The 15,827-nt window shown below is 61.4% G+C and carries 13 protein-coding genes; 6 read left to right on the top strand and 7 right to left on the bottom strand.

Annotated features, from left to right (window positions below):
• Positions 1-4: 4 nt before the first annotated feature.
• The 4 genes from SynNOUM97013_RS00955 to SynNOUM97013_RS00940 all read right to left on the bottom strand — a co-directional run bounded on the left by SynNOUM97013_RS00955 (position 5) and on the right by SynNOUM97013_RS00940 (position 4,209).
• Positions 5-1,822: an ABC transporter ATP-binding protein gene (locus SynNOUM97013_RS00955; RefSeq protein ID WP_186480407.1), complete on the bottom strand. Its 1,818-nt coding sequence runs from the start codon at positions 1,820-1,822 to the stop codon at positions 5-7.
• An 80-nt stretch (positions 1,823-1,902) separates the two neighbouring features.
• A complete protein-coding gene (locus SynNOUM97013_RS00950) occupies positions 1,903-3,006 on the bottom strand; it encodes a glycosyltransferase (protein WP_186480406.1) in 1,104 nt (367 codons plus the stop codon).
• Complete coding sequence (locus SynNOUM97013_RS00945) at positions 3,006-3,719, bottom strand: heme oxygenase (biliverdin-producing) (RefSeq protein ID WP_186480405.1); 714 nt, start codon at positions 3,717-3,719, stop codon at positions 3,006-3,008. Before SynNOUM97013_RS00945 ends, SynNOUM97013_RS00950 begins: the two co-directional genes overlap by 1 nt.
• Before the next feature lie 73 nt (positions 3,720-3,792).
• A complete protein-coding gene (locus SynNOUM97013_RS00940) occupies positions 3,793-4,209 on the bottom strand; it encodes a hypothetical protein (RefSeq protein WP_255443047.1) in 417 nt (138 codons plus the stop codon).
• A 113-nt stretch (positions 4,210-4,322) separates the two neighbouring features.
• Between SynNOUM97013_RS00940 and SynNOUM97013_RS00935 the strand changes: the two genes are divergently transcribed.
• Together SynNOUM97013_RS00935 and SynNOUM97013_RS00930 are read left to right on the top strand one after the other, a co-directional pair.
• Positions 4,323-5,078: a 5'-methylthioadenosine/adenosylhomocysteine nucleosidase gene (locus SynNOUM97013_RS00935; protein ID WP_186480403.1), complete on the top strand. Its 756-nt coding sequence runs from the start codon at positions 4,323-4,325 to the stop codon at positions 5,076-5,078.
• Positions 5,069-6,322 carry a ChbG/HpnK family deacetylase gene (locus SynNOUM97013_RS00930; RefSeq protein WP_186480402.1) on the top strand — a complete coding sequence of 418 codons (1,254 nt, stop codon included), beginning with the start codon at positions 5,069-5,071 and terminating at the stop codon, positions 6,320-6,322. The genes SynNOUM97013_RS00935 and SynNOUM97013_RS00930 overlap by 10 nt, the downstream gene beginning before the upstream one ends.
• On the opposite strand, the gene SynNOUM97013_RS00925 is transcribed toward SynNOUM97013_RS00930, so the two are convergent.
• Positions 6,310-7,248, bottom strand: coding sequence for a glycosyltransferase family 2 protein (locus tag SynNOUM97013_RS00925; RefSeq protein WP_186480401.1), 939 nt, complete (start codon positions 7,246-7,248; stop codon positions 6,310-6,312). The two genes, SynNOUM97013_RS00930 and SynNOUM97013_RS00925, sit on opposite strands and share 13 nt — an antisense overlap.
• Positions 7,249-7,336: 88 nt before the next feature.
• On the opposite strand from SynNOUM97013_RS00925, the gene SynNOUM97013_RS00920 reads away from it, so the two are divergent.
• The 3 genes from SynNOUM97013_RS00920 to SynNOUM97013_RS00910 all read left to right on the top strand — a co-directional run bounded on the left by SynNOUM97013_RS00920 (position 7,337) and on the right by SynNOUM97013_RS00910 (position 12,184).
• On the top strand, positions 7,337-8,761 hold the full coding sequence (locus SynNOUM97013_RS00920; RefSeq protein WP_186480400.1) for an NADP-dependent isocitrate dehydrogenase: 1,425 nt from the start codon (positions 7,337-7,339) through the stop codon (positions 8,759-8,761).
• A gap of 143 nt (positions 8,762-8,904) precedes the next feature.
• Positions 8,905-10,749, top strand: coding sequence for a hypothetical protein (locus SynNOUM97013_RS00915; protein WP_186480399.1), 1,845 nt, complete (start codon positions 8,905-8,907; stop codon positions 10,747-10,749).
• A gap of 79 nt (positions 10,750-10,828) precedes the next feature.
• Positions 10,829-12,184, top strand: coding sequence for a (Fe-S)-binding protein (locus tag SynNOUM97013_RS00910; protein ID WP_186480398.1), 1,356 nt, complete (start codon positions 10,829-10,831; stop codon positions 12,182-12,184).
• A 27-nt stretch (positions 12,185-12,211) separates the two neighbouring features.
• Here SynNOUM97013_RS00910 and SynNOUM97013_RS00905 read toward each other — a convergent pair whose 3' ends face one another.
• Positions 12,212-13,687: a four-carbon acid sugar kinase family protein gene (locus SynNOUM97013_RS00905; protein WP_186480397.1), complete on the bottom strand. Its 1,476-nt coding sequence runs from the start codon at positions 13,685-13,687 to the stop codon at positions 12,212-12,214.
• A 14-nt stretch (positions 13,688-13,701) separates the two neighbouring features.
• Here SynNOUM97013_RS00905 and SynNOUM97013_RS00900 point away from each other — a divergent pair, with 14 nt between their 5' ends.
• Positions 13,702-14,931 carry an FAD-binding oxidoreductase gene (locus SynNOUM97013_RS00900; protein ID WP_255442860.1) on the top strand — a complete coding sequence of 410 codons (1,230 nt, stop codon included), beginning with the start codon at positions 13,702-13,704 and terminating at the stop codon, positions 14,929-14,931.
• Positions 14,932-14,937: 6 nt separating this feature from the next.
• Here the strand turns inward: SynNOUM97013_RS00900 and SynNOUM97013_RS00895 are convergent, their stop codons facing one another.
• Positions 14,938-15,795, bottom strand: coding sequence for a galactose mutarotase (locus tag SynNOUM97013_RS00895; protein WP_186480396.1), 858 nt, complete (start codon positions 15,793-15,795; stop codon positions 14,938-14,940).
• Positions 15,796-15,827: the final 32 nt, after the last annotated feature.

Here is a 15,827-nt window from a genome sequence, read left to right as displayed (position 1 = left end):
CTACCTAGACCGCATCCAACATGGTCATCTCGCGGAAACTGGCGGATGTCTCCGTCAGGGTCTGGAAATCTCCCGAAGCAATGATCCGCCCCTGATCGACTTCATAAATGCGATCGCACTTCTTCACGGTCGACAGGCGATGCGCGATCACCACCATGGTGCAGCGACGTCCCACCAGGTCCAACGCCTGCATCACGTCGTGCTCGGTTTTGTTGTCGAGGGCACTGGTGGCCTCATCCAGCACCATCAGGCGGGCCCGTCTGTAAAACGCCCTGGCCAGTGACAGCCTCTGCCGTTGACCACCGGAGAGCTTCATGCCGTTCTCACCACACATGGTGAACAGGCCGTACGGCATCTGGGCGACGAATTCGGAAAACTGCGCTGCTTCCAGAGCAGCCCAGACCTGAGCGTCATCAATGCTGTCGGGGTCTTCGCAGAAGGCCACGTTTTCGCGAACACTGGCATCAAGCAGACGAATGTTTTGCGGAACGAAAGCGCAGTTCGCCTGCCAGGCGGGCATGTCTTCATCCGACACGGGAACGCCATCCAGCAGCAGTTCACCCTGGGTTGGGGTGTAGAGCCCCAAGAGCAGGTGCGCCAAGGTGGTTTTGCCGCTGCCGGTGCGACCGACCAGGGCGATGCGTGAGCCCACGGGAATGGACAGGTCGATGGAATCCAGAACGGTGGTGTCGCTTCGGAAATAGCTGAAGCTGACGTTGTTCAGCTCGATCAACCGCCGCGGCATCACCCCTTCAGGGGATGGGACGCCGGGATCACCAAGGGACAAGCGCTCGGGGCGCATACGCAGCAGCTCCAGCGCATCCTTCACCTCAGGCAGGCCACCGCGCAATTTGTTGATGCTGCGAAACACCGATTGCAGGGGGCCCGCGATGCGCAACAGCACCACCAGAATCGTGGCCAGCTCCGGCAGCGCTTCACGTAGCCGCTCACCATCACCACTCACCAGTGCCGGTGCCAATCCAATGGCAAACAGAATCGTGATTCCCGCCGGTTCGATCACAAAGCGCGGCACATTGGGCAACAGACTAGACAGACGATCGTTGCGCTTGGCGAGAACACCTTCTCGCGAAAAACGCTCGACAAAATAATTATGAGAGGAATACAACTGCACATCGCGCATCGATTGCAGCGATTCCGAAAATATGATTTTCAGCCGCCTTGAGTAGCGATTTTTCTGACGGACAGCCAGCCTCAAGTAAGGAATGATGATCTTCGAAGACAAGGCATATGCCGCCAGCATCAACGAGAAGATCAGCAGCGACGAGCTACCCAGAACAATGATCACGCCGATGATCAAGGCCATCACCGACAGCAGACTGCCGGCAATGGCAATCATCGGTGTGATCACTGCACCTGTGACCCGACTGAGAATGCGATTGAAGCGCTCCGACAACACTGATGTGCGCTTGTGCATGAAAAACTCATACCGCTGCAGCATCAGATTTCGGTAGACCTTATTAACCAGATCCGACCAGATTTCTGCAGTAAGCAAAGACTCCAGCAAAGCCACACCGAAGCGAATACCCGACGCCATCCAATAGGCAGCGATCAGCAGCGCAACAATCCACCCCGCTTGATCCAGCAGTCCGCCACCGAAAAAGCGGATTCCGGGAATTTGATCACCGAGCTTGGCGCCTGCCAGCAGACCCACCAAACGGGCTAGCAAGCCCACCAGCAAAATATCGATCAGGCCCTGAACAAACGAGGCCATCAGCACCAGGCCGAGGAAGCGCAGACGCCTGGGAGACAGTTCCTGCAGCAGCAGCTTCAGTTCATTCCAGGTCTGGCTTTTCAGTTGCATGGACGAAGGTTCTGGTGCCAGTGCTTCGGTGCCAAACACCAGTCCTGATAATGCTTATTAAAGACCGCAAGCCCGCGTGGTCAGGGGGATGGCAGCCAGCCGGGCAACCGATTGGCCACCTTGCTCTGCAGGCGATCCCATCGCTGCATCCAACGCAAGCGGCGCGTGGAGGGCGAGCGCAAGAGCGCATCGTCTGACAAGCCCATGGCGCCATGGCCACGGAGATCCTCCAGCCGTGTCAGCACCTGCGCCCAACGCTCACACCAGCGCTGCTCCGCCACCTCCGCGAAGAGACCGTCGAGCGTGGCCGCATCCGGCAACCATCCATCAGGGTTCGCCACCGCCGCCGCGATGCGCGCTTGATCATTCGCCAGCGTGCCCTGACCGATCTGATGAGCCGTGACCCCTGGCGTGAGCATGTCCGCCAGCGCGTGATTGAAACTGCTGAACACCACACAGCCGCAGGCCAGCGCCTCCAGCGGCGGCAAACCAAAACCCTCACTCACCCCACGACCACGCCAATACTCGGCCGAGTCGTAGAGATAAACCTTGGATTTGTTGAACAACGCCACCAGGTCGTCGACCCAGCCGCTCTGAACCTCCACCCGCAATCCATGCGCCTGCAAGGCCGGCACCAAGTAATTCAGCACATAGGGACTGCTTTTACGCCGCTGAACCAGCACATCGATCGGACACTCAGATCGAGCGCTTCGCGCAGCAGAACCTGCGCGCAACCCTCGCTCGATCCACTGGGGCTCAAGGGCATTTGGCACCAGAAACAAGGGATTGCGGGGTGCACGATCCGCCCAGTACCCAAGGGTGTTTCGACTGACCGCAACCACCGGCACCCCGGGCGGGAGGTCAAAGCCATAGCCACTGCTATGGGCCTGATAGACCACGGGGCGTCCGCGCAAACGCTCCAGGGAGCGGGGCACATCAAACCCCCAGCTCACGATCCAAAGGGCTTCACCGGGCGCCGACTCAGCGCCCAGCAGATCATCGAGGAAAGGATGACGGTCACTGCGTTCCCGATAGGTGACCACCTGCGTAGGCCGCAGCGTGGACAGCAAGCGAGCGGTCTGCAGCGCCACGCTGAGACCACCACAACGAAAACGGGTTCCGGTGCCAGGCACCAGAACCCGAACGGGATTGAACCTCCCGGAGGAGGACTCCGTTGCTGTCATCAAGCAGCCGCCGCTTCAGTGCTGCCCGCACGCTGACGGCGGGTGAGGAAACCGAAGAGCACCTTGCCGATCGCAGCCACGAGATTGCCCTCTAGCTCCTTAAACATATTCATGTTCAGGTGGAAGGCATTGTTGGCCTCTTCAACGATGCGATCAGCCGTGGCCTGATCGATCGGCAGCTCATCCATGGTGGAGCGATAGGTGGTCTTGAAGGCCTTTTCGTCGGCGATGTCATCGAAGACATAGAAGCGCAAACCGTCATCACCATCCATATTCATCGCTTTCTGGGCGATGTTCTTGAGGATCTGTCCACCGGAGAGATCACCCATGTAACGGGTGTAGTGATGGCCCACCAGCAGCTCAGGTGACTCCTTCGCCAGGGCATGAATTCGCTCCACGTAAGCGGCAGCGGACGGGGACGGCTGGATCTGATCCTTCCAGTTGTCACCGAAGTAGTAGGCCAGATCCTGCTCCAGGGACTCACGGCGGTTGAGCTGCTCCATGCTCACCGGACCCACCACGGGGTGATCGGTCAGTTGGCCCATTTCGTCTTCCATGGCGGAATACACGAAATAGAGGTCAGCCACCAGCTTGCGATAACTGGACTTGTCGACGACGCCCTTCAGGAAGCAGCTGACGAAGCCGGTGTTCTCGGCCATGGTGTGAGCCTTTTTGGTGCCTTCGCGGAGCTGAGCGGCCAAAGCGACGGACATGGAACGGACGCGTAATCGATGAGAGCAACCATAAATTCGATCTCATGCTGCGCGCCCAAAGGGTTGCGAAGGGTTACGCCGCTGTATCCGTTGCTGCGGGACCCGCGAACAGATCGAACAGGTCTCTGCAGATGCCCCGCAGCTGCTCAGCCTGTGCGGGCTGAGGGAGATGCGTGCCTTCCGGCTGCCAGTCGCCCATCGTGGCCAGGCGCCAGCGCTCACCATCGAAGGTCATGCCGCGCATCAACACGCCCAGAAGCTCTGGAGCGGCAGCGACATCACCAGCCGCCTGGGGTTTCAGACGCAACTGCAGCAACAAACTGCGGCACTCAAGCCGCGGACTCCAGCCGGGGAAATGGAAGGCGAGGTCAAGGCTTTCGGCCTCCTTCCACCGCCTCGTCTGAGGATCGTCACGCCAGGGACTGAGACTGGCCTGTGCAGCGGGAAACTGGCGACGCACCAGCGTGATCGTAGAGGCCACGGCTCGCATCCGGGCCACGCTGTGGACTGATTCGCCCGCGTTCACTGCAACCTCCCCATCCCATTCAGTGTGATGGGAGAGGCAGGACGTCGCCGTTACGGTTGCCCCAGTTTCACAAAACCATGTCGCGACCGCTGCACGTCGGCCTGCTGGGCGCCATGCCCGAGGAAATCGGCTCGGATCTCGGCCACCTCCAGGATCTGAGCTGCAGCACCCACGGAGATCTCACACTTCACAAGGGATCCCTGAGCGACACGGTTCGGCTCACTCTGGCTTGGAGCGGCTGGGGCAAGGTGAGCGCTGCTCGGGCGACCACACGCCTGCTCGCCAGCGATCCCAGCATCGATCTGCTGGTGTTCACCGGTGTCGCTGGCGCAGCGGATCCGAGCCTGCGTCAATGGGATGTGGTGTTGGCCGATGCGGTGGTGCAGCACGACATGGATGCCCGGCCTCTATTCCCACGCTTCACGCTGCCAGCCCTCAACCGAGACCGCCTGCACCCCCCTCAGGCTTGGTTTGACTGGGCCAAAACCGCGCTGCTGGAGGCCCATGACGCGGGGACTCTGGACGGCTTCGCAAGACCCAGCAGCGGCCTGATCGCCACGGGGGACCGCTTCATCGGCGATACCAGGGTGCTGCAGACGCTGCGGGAAGACCTTCCCGGACTACGGGCAGTGGAGATGGAAGGGGCCGCCGTGGCGCAGGTGGCTGAGCAGGAGGGGATCCCCTGGCTGGTGCTGCGGGTAATTTCCGATGGTGCCGATGCGGCGGCAGCCCAGAGCTTCGAAGACTTCCTCAAACGCTATGAACAGCAGGCCTGGCGCTTGATTGAGGCCCTGCTGCAACGCTGCAACGACGCCCCCCAACGATGCGCATGAAGCCCTTGCTCAACCGCGTGCTGCGCTATGGCGTTGTGGGGGGTACCGCCGCGGCCGTCCACATCGGCGTCCTGCTTCTGCTGGGCCAGTGGATGAGCCTGAGCCTGGCCAACCCGATCGCCTTCCTGGCCGCTTCGGTGGCGGGCTATCTCGGCCACGCCCTGCTCACCTTCCGGGAAGAGACTGGCGGGCAACAGTTCGCCAGGCGCTGGCTGCTGCTTCAGTACGTCGTCAACCTCAGTGTCTGTGCCCTGCTGCCACTGCTCAAGGCCCCGACGCTGGTGCTGGTGTTCACCCCCACGGTGCTCAATGCCCTGATCTGGTCACGGGCTGCACGTTTCAGCCAGCGTCGCAGAGGCGAGACCATCACCCCCCTGCGCCACGCCGATGACCTGGGTCTGAGCCCGGCCACCAACCAGGCCATCCTCACGCTGGCCGCCAGTGGCCAGCTCGATGGCACAAGCGTGCTGGTGAACGGGCCCGTGGCAGCCGAAGGCGTCACGGCCTGGACCGCCCTGGCAGCCGCTCAACCGCACCTGCAACTGGTGCTCCACCTCTGCCTCACCGAAGGGCCCTGCTGCGCTCCACCTGAGCTGGTGCCGGATCTGGTCGATGCCAGGGGGCACCTCCGTCGCTCTTTCGGGCAATGGCTGCTGCTCTCGCTCAGGCCAGCCAGGCATCCGTCGCGGCGCCGACTGGAACGGCAGCTGGGACTGGAGGTGGAGGCCCAGATCAGGCAATTCCGGAAGCTCCGCGGTGATGGACCGATCCACCTGGACGGGCATCAACACATCCATTTAGTGCCTGTGGTGCTCGATGCAGTGCTGAAGCGAGCAGCAACGCAACAGATCACCTGGCTGCGTCGCACCGATGAGCCTCTGCCGACGGGGCTGCCGATGGCCGACTGGTGGCGAGCGATTCGGGATGCGGGCCTGCTCAAGTGGATGGTGCTCCAAGTGCTCAGCCGACGGGCCCATCCCGCCATGCGCCTCCATGGCATCACCAGCAATCAGAGCTTCGCCGGCGTGCTGTTCACCGGTCGCATGGCCGGAGCCCCCCTGCACGCGGCATGGTCCACCCTGCGCAGTAGCGCCAACGATGGGTTCTGCACCCCACCACTGCTGCTGGCCCATCCCGGTGCACCCCTCGACACCGATCTGGCCCAGGCCGGTTTCGCTGTGTCGCAGCCGTTTGCCGCCTCACCGTGGAGACAGAAGGAATGGCAAGCGCTTCAGGCGTTGTGAACGCGGCGAATGAAGTAGTGGGGTCGTGACTTCGACTCCACATAAATCCGACCGACGTATTCGCCGAGCACACCGATGCCGATGAGCTGGATCCCCCCCAGGAACAGCACAGCCACCATCAAAGAGGCATAGCCCTCCACATCCACGCCGAACAGCACCGTGCGCAGAATCACCACGAGGGCATAGAGAAGGCTGAGGGACGAGACCATCACCCCGATGCCAGTCCAAACCTTGAGCGGCAGCACTGAGAAGGAAAAAATGCCATCAAAGGCGTAGCCGAACAGCTGCAGAGGGCTCCAAGAGGTCCGCCCTCCCACTCTGCTGACACGCTGGTAGGGCAGATCCACGCTGCGATAGCCCGTCCAAGGCAGCAGCCCTTTGGAGAAGCGACTCGACTCGCGGAGCTGCGTCACGGCATCGAGCACCGTCGCATCCAGCAAGCGGAAATCGCCGGCGCCCTCCCGGAGCTCAATGGAGTCCACCAGCTTGTTGAAGACGCGATAAAACCAGTGGGCACTGGCAACCTTCAGGCGGGATTCCTGGTCTTGGTCATCGCGCACGGCAGTGACCACTTCGGCACCGGCTTGCCACTCGCGCACCATCGCTTCGATCAGCTCAGGCGGATGCTGTAAATCGGAATCAATCAGCACCGCTGCCGCACAGCGGCCGTTGACTTGGTCAAGACCGGCCAGCATCGCCGCCTCCTTGCCGAAGTTGCGCGTCAACTCGAGAAGTGTCAGCTGCGCGCCGGGGTGGGCCTCCATCCAGGCCTTGATCCGCTGAACCGTGGCATCGGCAGATCCGTCATCGATCAACACCAGATGATCCACACCGGGCACCACCAAGGTCCGGTCAATGAAACGCTCAATCACATCCTGCTCGTTGAAGCAGGCGGCCACGACCCACACACCTTCGGGATTGGGCATGGGTCAGGCAAAGAGCAGATTGCCTTTAAGGATCCCCCATTGAGTCATAGGCTCGCAAAACGTGATTCCGTTCAGCGGCAACCCTGAAATGGCTCAGTTCGAGAAGCTCACCGTCCCCAGTCAGGGAACACCGATCCGCTTCGAGAACGGTCAGCCCGTGGTAGCCGACAACCCGATCATTCCCTTCATCCGCGGGGACGGCACGGGCGTGGACATCTGGCCCGCCACCCAAAAGGTGTTGGATGCGGCCGTGGCCAAGGCCTACGGCGGCAGCAAGACCATCGAATGGTTCAAGGTCTACGCCGGCGATGAGGCCTGCGACCTCTACGGCACCTATCAATATCTGCCGGAGGACACCCTCGAGGCGATTCGCGCCTATGGCGTCGCCATCAAAGGTCCCCTCACCACCCCTGTGGGCGGCGGTATCCGTTCGCTGAACGTGGCCCTGCGCCAAATCTTTGATCTGTATTCCTGCGTGCGTCCCTGCCGCTACTACGAAGGCACCCCCAGCCCCCACAAGCGTCCCCAGGATCTGGACGTGATCGTTTACCGGGAGAACACCGAAGACATTTATATGGGTGTGGAATGGGAAGCCGATGACGCCGTCGGCCAAGAGCTGCGCAAGCACCTCAACGAGGTGGTGATCCCCGCCAATGGCAAGCTGGGCAAGCGCCAGATTCCTGAGGGATCCGGCATCGGCATCAAACCCGTGAGCAAGCACGGCAGCCAGCGCCACATCCGCAAGGCGATCCAGCACGCCCTGCGCCTGGAGGGAGACAAGCGTCACGTGACCCTGGTGCACAAGGGCAACATCATGAAGTTCACGGAAGGTGCCTTCCGAGACTGGGGCTATGAGCTAGCCACCACCGAATTCCGCGACGTGTGCATCACTGAGCGGGAAAGCTGGATCCTCGGCAATCTTGAGAAGGATCCCAATCTGAGCGTGCAGGCCAACGCCCGCATGATTGAACCGGGCTACGACAGCCTCACCCCTGAGAAAAAGGCCGACATTGACGCCGAAGTGCAAGCGGTGATCGACGCCATCGGCAGCAGCCACGGCGGCGGCAACTGGAAAAGCATGGTGCTTGTGGATGACCGCATCGCCGACAGCATCTTCCAGCAGATCCAGACCCGGCCCCAGGAGTATTCGATCCTGGCCACCCTCAACCTCAACGGCGACTACATCTCCGATGCCGCAGCCGCCATGGTGGGCGGTTTGGGCATGGCCCCCGGCGCCAACATCGGCGAAAGTGCGGCCATCTTCGAAGCCACCCACGGCACCGCCCCGAAACACGCTGGCCTCGACCGGATCAACCCCGGTTCGGTGATCCTCAGCGGCGTGATGATGCTGGAGTTTCTGGGCTGGCAGGAGGCCGCCGACCTGGTAACCAAGGGTCTGAGCGCTGCGATTGCCGACAAGCAGGTCACCTACGACCTGGCCCGTCTGATGGAGCCGAAGGTGGAGCCGGTGAGCTGCAGCGGTTTCGCCGAGGCCATCATTCAGCGCTTCTGATCAGGCAACAACAGCAGCCCGAGACGACGATGTTTACGCCTAGCAGCTCAAAAGACCGATCAAATTTGCATCGGTCTTGAGGTTCAAAGTGCCGTGACTTCGTTGCTTCATGCACAGCAAAATAAATTAGGCGCCAATGAGCCATGCGTGATCAATTCGATGCTGGCACAAGCCTCGGCAGGACACCTGCACTAAGAAGACTGCTGGTCGTACTGACCCTCGTCAGCACGATCGGCATGACCCTCTGGGGATGGTTGCAACAGAACAGAGCTTTTCTCCCCACACCAGATTCAAAATCAGGAAGAGCTCTTCGCTATCAATACCAAGGACTAACCCATGACATCTGGCTGATTTTGCTGTTGATCGCAGTGGGTTACCTGATCAGCAAAATTTTCATCAGCAGGCAACTAGAGGCACGAGAAACCGAACACACTTCTCCAGGCCCCGTGAAATCCTGCCTGGAGTTCATACGCAACAATCCAATCACCACAGCCCTATTCGCTGCTTACACAGTGGCGATGATTTCAGGAACAACATATTTCTACAAAGATATGTTTGGTTGGTATCCAGACGTGATGCGAGGAAATTTTCTTGACAACTTCTCACTACGAGGAAACTTCATCGCAGAGACAATGCGTCGGACTGACTATCGTTTCTTCCCTCTTGCCCATCAAGACCTTCACATCCTGAGCTGGTTCACCATTTACATTAAAACGTGGATGCTATTCAGCGCGGCAGAGCTGATCGGGATCGTGCTACTTAGCGTGCAGTTCCTCAACAATCTAGGAGAGCAGCACAAGGCAAAGTCTTCAACCGTGCTTTTGCTCACAGCGCTGCTACTTATACACCCTTCAACGGGAACTGCTTTTTTTCATGTCATTTATTGCGAGCGCTTGCTATGCCTAATCTTCATTCTGTACGTCAATGCGTACCTGCGACATCTCAAAACGCATAGTCCATCATCATTTTACGAAACCCTCCTTTGGGCACTGATCGGGATCTTTATCAAAGATATTGCCATTCTGCTCTTTATTATCCCGCCAGCAAGCCTTTGGACCGCAGACAAGATCAACCATCGTCTTCGGTCACAGAACAAACCTAAAGCCTCTTTACCAAGCGACCGAAGCCATCGACTCGAACATTGGCTTTGCAGCCTCTCACTATTATTCATCACCAGCTACATCATCCTAGCTCTAATTCCAAGCAGTTACAGATTAGAAGGGGCTTACAATATCGACGCCGAGCACAAAATCTTTTTTGATCTTCGCACTTATATCTTTGCGCTCATTGCGATAGCACGCACCATTGCGATCGCAAAAGGAAAGATTCGATTCTGCCTTCTTGACGCGATTAACCTCTCAGCGCTGGGCTACATCAGCGCCCTTGCAGCAACCTATGAATTTGATGCAGGCAGCTATCTTGCGCTCCCAGCTCAACTCATTATCACCATCAACATTGCCTGGGCATGGATTGAACTCGTCGAGAAAGGCAAACAACAAGAACTCACAAACAGAAAGAAGACAATTTACGCAATTCTCGCCTCTGCAGCTGTAATCAGCGCAGATCATATGACTTCTAAAAATACTTTTACAAGCATGGCCGTTGAACAAAAACAAGAGCAAAGCTACATTCAATCAACCTACGAAAAACTCCGGCAAGTCAGCACTGAAATACGCGAATCAGGCGATGATGTCAATATTATTATCAGCAAAAAGTCAAGATTTTCGAATCACAAGGACAACCTAGATCAAATACCCTACAAATCACTCATTGAATACAACCCTATTAGCAAAAAATTCACCGTAGCTAGAGGCGCAAAAAAAGATTCAATTTACACACCAAAAGTAGGCGATCTCATCGCAAACCTTGATAAAAGCATTGATCTCATCGAGCCCATCCTGCACAACTACAAGACGGAGTTGATCTATCGGCACAACTCGAGCGATCGCACCGGGATCATCCGAAGAATCACAGCCCTTCAGGAGTGAGATTCATTCGACATCTCAACCAACAACGATTGCTTGTTCAGTCCAGCCGGCAATGGGCTGACAGAGCCAGACTCAGATGATGAGCAAGCCCCGTAGCGCCGAGCCCGCAACCACTACGCTCCCTGGCCTGCCGGAGGGGGTCACCGATCCCTGCGTGCACTGCGGCTTCTGCCTGCCCACCTGTGCCAGCTACCGCGTGCTGGGCACAGAGATGGATTCCCCCCGTGGCCGCATCCACACCCTCAAGGCCATCGCAGCCGGTGAGCTGGAGATGAACGCCACGGTGGCGGGGCATTTCGACAGCTGCCTGGGCTGCTTTGCCTGCGTGAGCGCCTGCCCCTCCGGCGTGCGTTACGACCAGCTGATCGAAGCCACCCGGCCCCGTCTCAATCAGCCAGAACTGCGCACTCCCTGGCAGACCAGCTTCCGCAAGCTGCTGCTGACGGTGTTGCCCTATCCCAGACGGCTGCGTGCCCTGCTCACCCCCCTGCGCGCCTACGCCGGCACACCACTGCAGAAGCTGGCCCGCAACAGCGGTGCCCTGAAGCTGCTCGGCCCCCAGCTGGAGGCGATGGAGGCACTGCTACCACCGCTTGCAGGAGAAGGATTCGCCGATCGCTTCGCCCCTGTGAACCCGGCTGTCGGTGCACGCCGCGGCCGGGTGGGGCTGGTGCTCGGCTGCGTGCAACGCTGTTTTGACCCGGCGGTGAATGCCGCCACGCTGGCAGTGCTGCAGGCCAACGGCTTCGAGGTGGTGATTCCCAAGGAGCAGGGCTGCTGCGGAGCCGCAAGCCATCACCAGGGGCAGATGGAGCAGACCCGGGAGCTAGCGGCGGACCTGGTGCAACGCTTCGAGCACGCCGGCGGCGCAGAACCACTCGATGCCGTGCTGGTGGCAGCCTCCGGCTGCGGCCACACCCTCAAGGCCTATGGCGAAATCCTTGGCGACAGAACCAATTCCTTCGTCTGCCCCGTGCAGGACGTGCACGAATTCCTGGCGGAGCAGGGCTTAAATCCAGACTTCCAGGCCTCTCTGCAGCCGCTCCAGCATGCCGATGGCAGCCCAGCCTCAGCCGCTCGCCCCCTGACGGTGGCGTATCACGATGCCTGTCACATGATTCATGGCCAGGGCATCACCGGTCAGCCGCGGCAACTGCTCCAGGCCATTCCCCATCTGCAGCTGCGCGAAGCCACCGAGGCAGGGGTCTGCTGCGGCAGTGCCGGCATCTACAACCTGGTGCAACCAGAGGAAGCAGGGGAACTGGGGCGCATCAAGGTCGACGACCTCAGCGGCACCGGAGCCGAGCTGATCGCCAGCGCCAACATCGGTTGCACCCTGCAGCTGCGCCGGCATCTGGAGGACAGCCAAGTGGCGGCAACGGTGCGTCACCCGATGGAACTGCTGGCCCACAGCGCCCAACTGATCTCGGCCTAGGCCGCATCCAACCCAGGCACAACGCCATCAGACGCCGCGATCCATCAGACGCCAGGCCTGCGCCAAGGTGGAGGCATCGCCGAGATTCCCCGGGAAGGTGAGGATTGGCAGCCCCGCGAGATCCGCTGCCAGCACATCCGACAGCGGAGCGGAATCAGCGGATAACTCCCCAGACATCTCCCCAGACAGCAACGGCCGCACCAGGGACAACCCCGGCAGCAGCTGCCCCTCCAGCTGCACCGCGCCCAGGCCAAGCCCCTCCGCCAGCAGGGTGCCGGTGGTGATTCCCCCTTTGCTGATCAGGTAGCCGAGCTGCGGCACGCAAGCGGCGGCGAGCCGTGCCATCAGTCGAGCCAAATCCATGCCAAAGGCCAGACGACGCCGATCGGCTTGGGCTCCCTCTCCAAAGCGCAGCTCGCCGCGACTGGTGAACAGCACCGGCGTCCGGCCATCGGCCAGCAGCTGCCGCAGGCGCGCCTGCCATTCACGCTCCAAATCGGCCAGCAGCAGATCCGGAGTGCCGCCCTCCAGCACCCGAGCGATGCGGGCCACGGGCAGCTCCAGCCCCTCGCAGCGGGGATCCGACAGCAACGTCTCCAGCTGTTGATCGGCCAAGGGCACATGGGATCCCACCAGCACCAAACCGGGGAGAGGCTGCCCTGCAGGATCACAGCGCCGCAGGGCCGCCAGACCTTCAGCATCCAGGGGCTGCGGACCCAGGGGTTCGCCCCCACCATCCACCAGGCCATTGATCAGGCTCGCAGCGGAACGAAACAGAAACCGTCGCTGTCCCTGCAACGCCGACACGGCAGCCCCCAGGGCATCCAGCTGCTCCTGGTGCTCCGCATCCACCACCACCGGTTGATTGCCATCCAGTGCCTGCAGCCAGGCCACCAACGCCTGAAAAGGCTCCGCCGCCGCCGCATCCTGGTGCCGTGCCGCAGCGGCGCACGAAAGCTGCTCTCCCGTCAGTCGCAGTACTGAATCAGCCGGAATCGCCCCTGCGCTTTTCTCCTCCAGCCAGGCATCCAGCTGACTGGTGCTGAAGCCGAAACTGCCATCGCGAGCGAAGGGGGTGGTGTGCACCGGTTGGCCGTGGAGCCGATGCTCGCCATCAACGGTGGTGCGGCCGCCGGAGAGAAACGCCGGCACATGCAACGTGGCCTGCACAGGCCCGAAGCGACCGGCCAGTTCCTGCGCCAGCACCTGCGGCTCCAGCACGCCATGGCCCCGCAGGGTGGAATCACCCCGACTCACCAGCACCAGATCTCTGGGGTCGAGGCCCTCGTGCTGAAGCGCCTGCTCCAGAGCCGCCACAATCTCGCGATTGCGGGCAGCAGCGGCCTCTGGCGGCAGGGCCCGGGTGTTAGCAAGCACAAACAGCAGCGGCGAGGGGTGGCGCAACCCCCGCCGCAGCGTGTCCACATCCCAACACAGCAGCAACGGGCAGCTGTGCACCGTCTGCGAACCGGTGGGATCGTCGTCGATCACAACAATGGTCATGGCACGATCATCCCGTGCATCCCCTGCCCACCATCGCTGACGCCCGCGCCGAAACGCTGTTGCTGCCGGACACTGACGCCGAGCTGAGGACGTTGGTGCGACAGCTGCACAGCGACGGCCAAGCCTGGACCCCGGCAGGACTGGCCACGCGCCTGGACTGGAGTGCCCCCCTGCAGAACGCGGGTCCGAGCCTCAGCGTGCAACACCTCAAGGGGGTGATCGACCATGCGGTGGATGACCTGACGATCACGGTGCAAGCCGGCCTGCCGCTGATGGAGCTGCAGCGCCTGCTGGCGGAACAGCAGCAGTGGCTGCCGGTGGACTGGCCCTGGGGAAGCTGCATCCAGACACCCACCAGTGGAGGCACGGTGGGCGGGCTGGTGGCCCGTGGACTGTCCGGAAGCCTGCGGCAGCGGCACATGGGTGTGCGCGATCAGCTGATCGGCATCGGCCTGCTGCGGGGCGACGGCGTCGCCGCCCATGCCGGCGGCCGGGTGGTGAAGAACGTGGCGGGCTACGACCTGATGCGCCTGCTCTGCGGCAGCTGGGGCAGCCTGGCGCTGATCACGGAGGTCACCCTGCGGGTGCAGCCGTTGCGCCATCACCGCCGTGCGCTGTTGATCCGCGGCACAGCCCATCAGCTCGAATCGGTGCGCGCCACGGTGGTGGGCAGCGGTTTCACCCCCGACTGGATCGACTGGGAACGCACTGACACAGGCGACTGCTGCTTGCAACTGGGGGTGGCCAGCATTAGCGATGCGGCGGTGCAGGATCAGCTCGATCCGATCGCTCGCCTGGCCGCCGAAGCTGGTCTGACAACCAGGCCACAGAGCTGGGCTGAGGCCATCCCCGACCCAATCAGCATCGACCCACCCACAACATGGCTGCTGCGCCTCTGCCTACCCCCGGCGCGCTGCGCCGAGCTGCTCACCAGTGAGGCCTGCCAGCAGTTACAGGGGTGGCACTGGCGGCTGGCGGCGGGCCGTGGCAGCGGTGAAGCCTGGCAGAGCGGCGAGGCGGTCAGTTCCGCTGCCCAGGTGCAGGCCCTGCGCCAACGGGTGCTCGAGCTGGGCGGTGAGATGACCGTGCTGAAACAACCAGCCCCCACGCCAGACAACGAACAGCTGCCGGCGTGGCTGGATGCCCCATCGAAAGCTGTGATCGCAGCGGTCAAACGCCAGTTCGATCCCCAGCATCAGCTGGCCCGTGGTCGCCTGCCCGGCGTCGCAGCCCCCTTGGGCTGAGAGCCCTCAGCTCACCCGATAGTGGCAACGCAGCGTGGTGCTCTGGCCGGCGGCCAGCTCCAATTTGCGATCACCACTGATCAAGGCCTGGCGCGGCCCGGTCCAGGGCTCCAGACAGACCATGGCGCGCGGCGGCTCGGTCCACACCACGGTGAGATCCATGGGCGCTTGATGGTCCAGCTGCAGGCGGGTGCCGGCAAGTTCATCCACCAGGGTCACCGGACCGGCGGGGCGGGTGAGGAAGTCCACGCCCTCCGGCAAGCGGCCCAGCTGATCAGCGGTGTCTGCTTCAGCCATCTCCAGATGGTTCAGGCAACGGGGGGCCAGCCCCTCAAAGCGGGTCCGGCCCAGGTCCGACACATTGAAATAGGGATGCAAGCCGAAGCTGAAGGGCATCGGCTCACGACCGGCCTCGGACTGGTTGTGGATGGTGGTGACGATCTCAAGAGCATCGCTTTGGGGGCGAATGGCCATCACCACCTCAAAGTGAAAGGGGTAGGCCGCCAGCGTCTCCGCGCTGGCCTTCAGCGTGAGCTGAACACCGCTCTGGTCGTCGAGCAAGGCGATGCTCCATGGCAAGTCACGAGCAAACCCGTGCTGCTTGAGGGTGACATCGCCACTGGCCAGCGGCAAACGATCGCCGGGCAGGTTGCCGCAGATCGGGAACAGCACGGGGATGCCACCGCGAACGCTCTTGCTGGGATCGGCGAAGCGCTCCTGGTCGAGGTAAAGAATCTCGCGTTCGTTGCAGCGCCACTCCGTTACCAGGCCACCACGCTCGGGCACCACCCGCAGGCGATCACCACTGGTGGGGTGCACAAACTCCCAGTGGGCATAGGGAGCTGACTGCTGACGGAAGGTCATGGCCACAGGACCGGCAACCCCAAGACTGGCCA

The organism is Synechococcus sp. NOUM97013, assembly GCF_014279815.1.
In the GTDB taxonomy this organism is placed as follows: Bacteria; Cyanobacteriota; Cyanobacteriia; order PCC-6307; family Cyanobiaceae; genus Synechococcus_C.
This window is presented reverse-complemented; position numbering and strand designations above follow the sequence as displayed.

What these genes read in the sequence shown, in the direction of transcription:
- SynNOUM97013_RS00935 (WP_186480403.1), top strand. Translation starts at nt 4,323, where the DNA reads ATGTCGCGACCGCTGCACGTCGGCCTGCTGGGCGCCATGCCCGAGGAA.
- SynNOUM97013_RS00905 (WP_186480397.1), bottom strand. Translation starts at nt 13,687, where the DNA reads ATGACCATTGTTGTGATCGACGACGATCCCACCGGTTCGCAGACGGTG.
- SynNOUM97013_RS00930 (WP_186480402.1), top strand. Translation starts at nt 5,069, where the DNA reads ATGCGCATGAAGCCCTTGCTCAACCGCGTGCTGCGCTATGGCGTTGTG.
- SynNOUM97013_RS00910 (WP_186480398.1), top strand. Translation starts at nt 10,829, where the DNA reads ATGAGCAAGCCCCGTAGCGCCGAGCCCGCAACCACTACGCTCCCTGGC.
- SynNOUM97013_RS00925 (WP_186480401.1), bottom strand. Translation starts at nt 7,248, where the DNA reads ATGCCCAATCCCGAAGGTGTGTGGGTCGTGGCCGCCTGCTTCAACGAG.
- SynNOUM97013_RS00915 (WP_186480399.1), top strand. Translation starts at nt 8,905, where the DNA reads ATGCGTGATCAATTCGATGCTGGCACAAGCCTCGGCAGGACACCTGCA.
- SynNOUM97013_RS00920 (WP_186480400.1), top strand. Translation starts at nt 7,337, where the DNA reads ATGGCTCAGTTCGAGAAGCTCACCGTCCCCAGTCAGGGAACACCGATC.
- SynNOUM97013_RS00955 (WP_186480407.1), bottom strand. Translation starts at nt 1,822, where the DNA reads ATGCAACTGAAAAGCCAGACCTGGAATGAACTGAAGCTGCTGCTGCAG.
- SynNOUM97013_RS00945 (WP_186480405.1), bottom strand. Translation starts at nt 3,719, where the DNA reads ATGTCCGTCGCTTTGGCCGCTCAGCTCCGCGAAGGCACCAAAAAGGCT.
- SynNOUM97013_RS00895 (WP_186480396.1), bottom strand. Translation starts at nt 15,795, where the DNA reads ATGACCTTCCGTCAGCAGTCAGCTCCCTATGCCCACTGGGAGTTTGTG.
- SynNOUM97013_RS00950 (WP_186480406.1), bottom strand. Translation starts at nt 3,006, where the DNA reads ATGACAGCAACGGAGTCCTCCTCCGGGAGGTTCAATCCCGTTCGGGTT.
- SynNOUM97013_RS00940 (WP_255443047.1), bottom strand. Translation starts at nt 4,209, where the DNA reads ATGCGAGCCGTGGCCTCTACGATCACGCTGGTGCGTCGCCAGTTTCCC.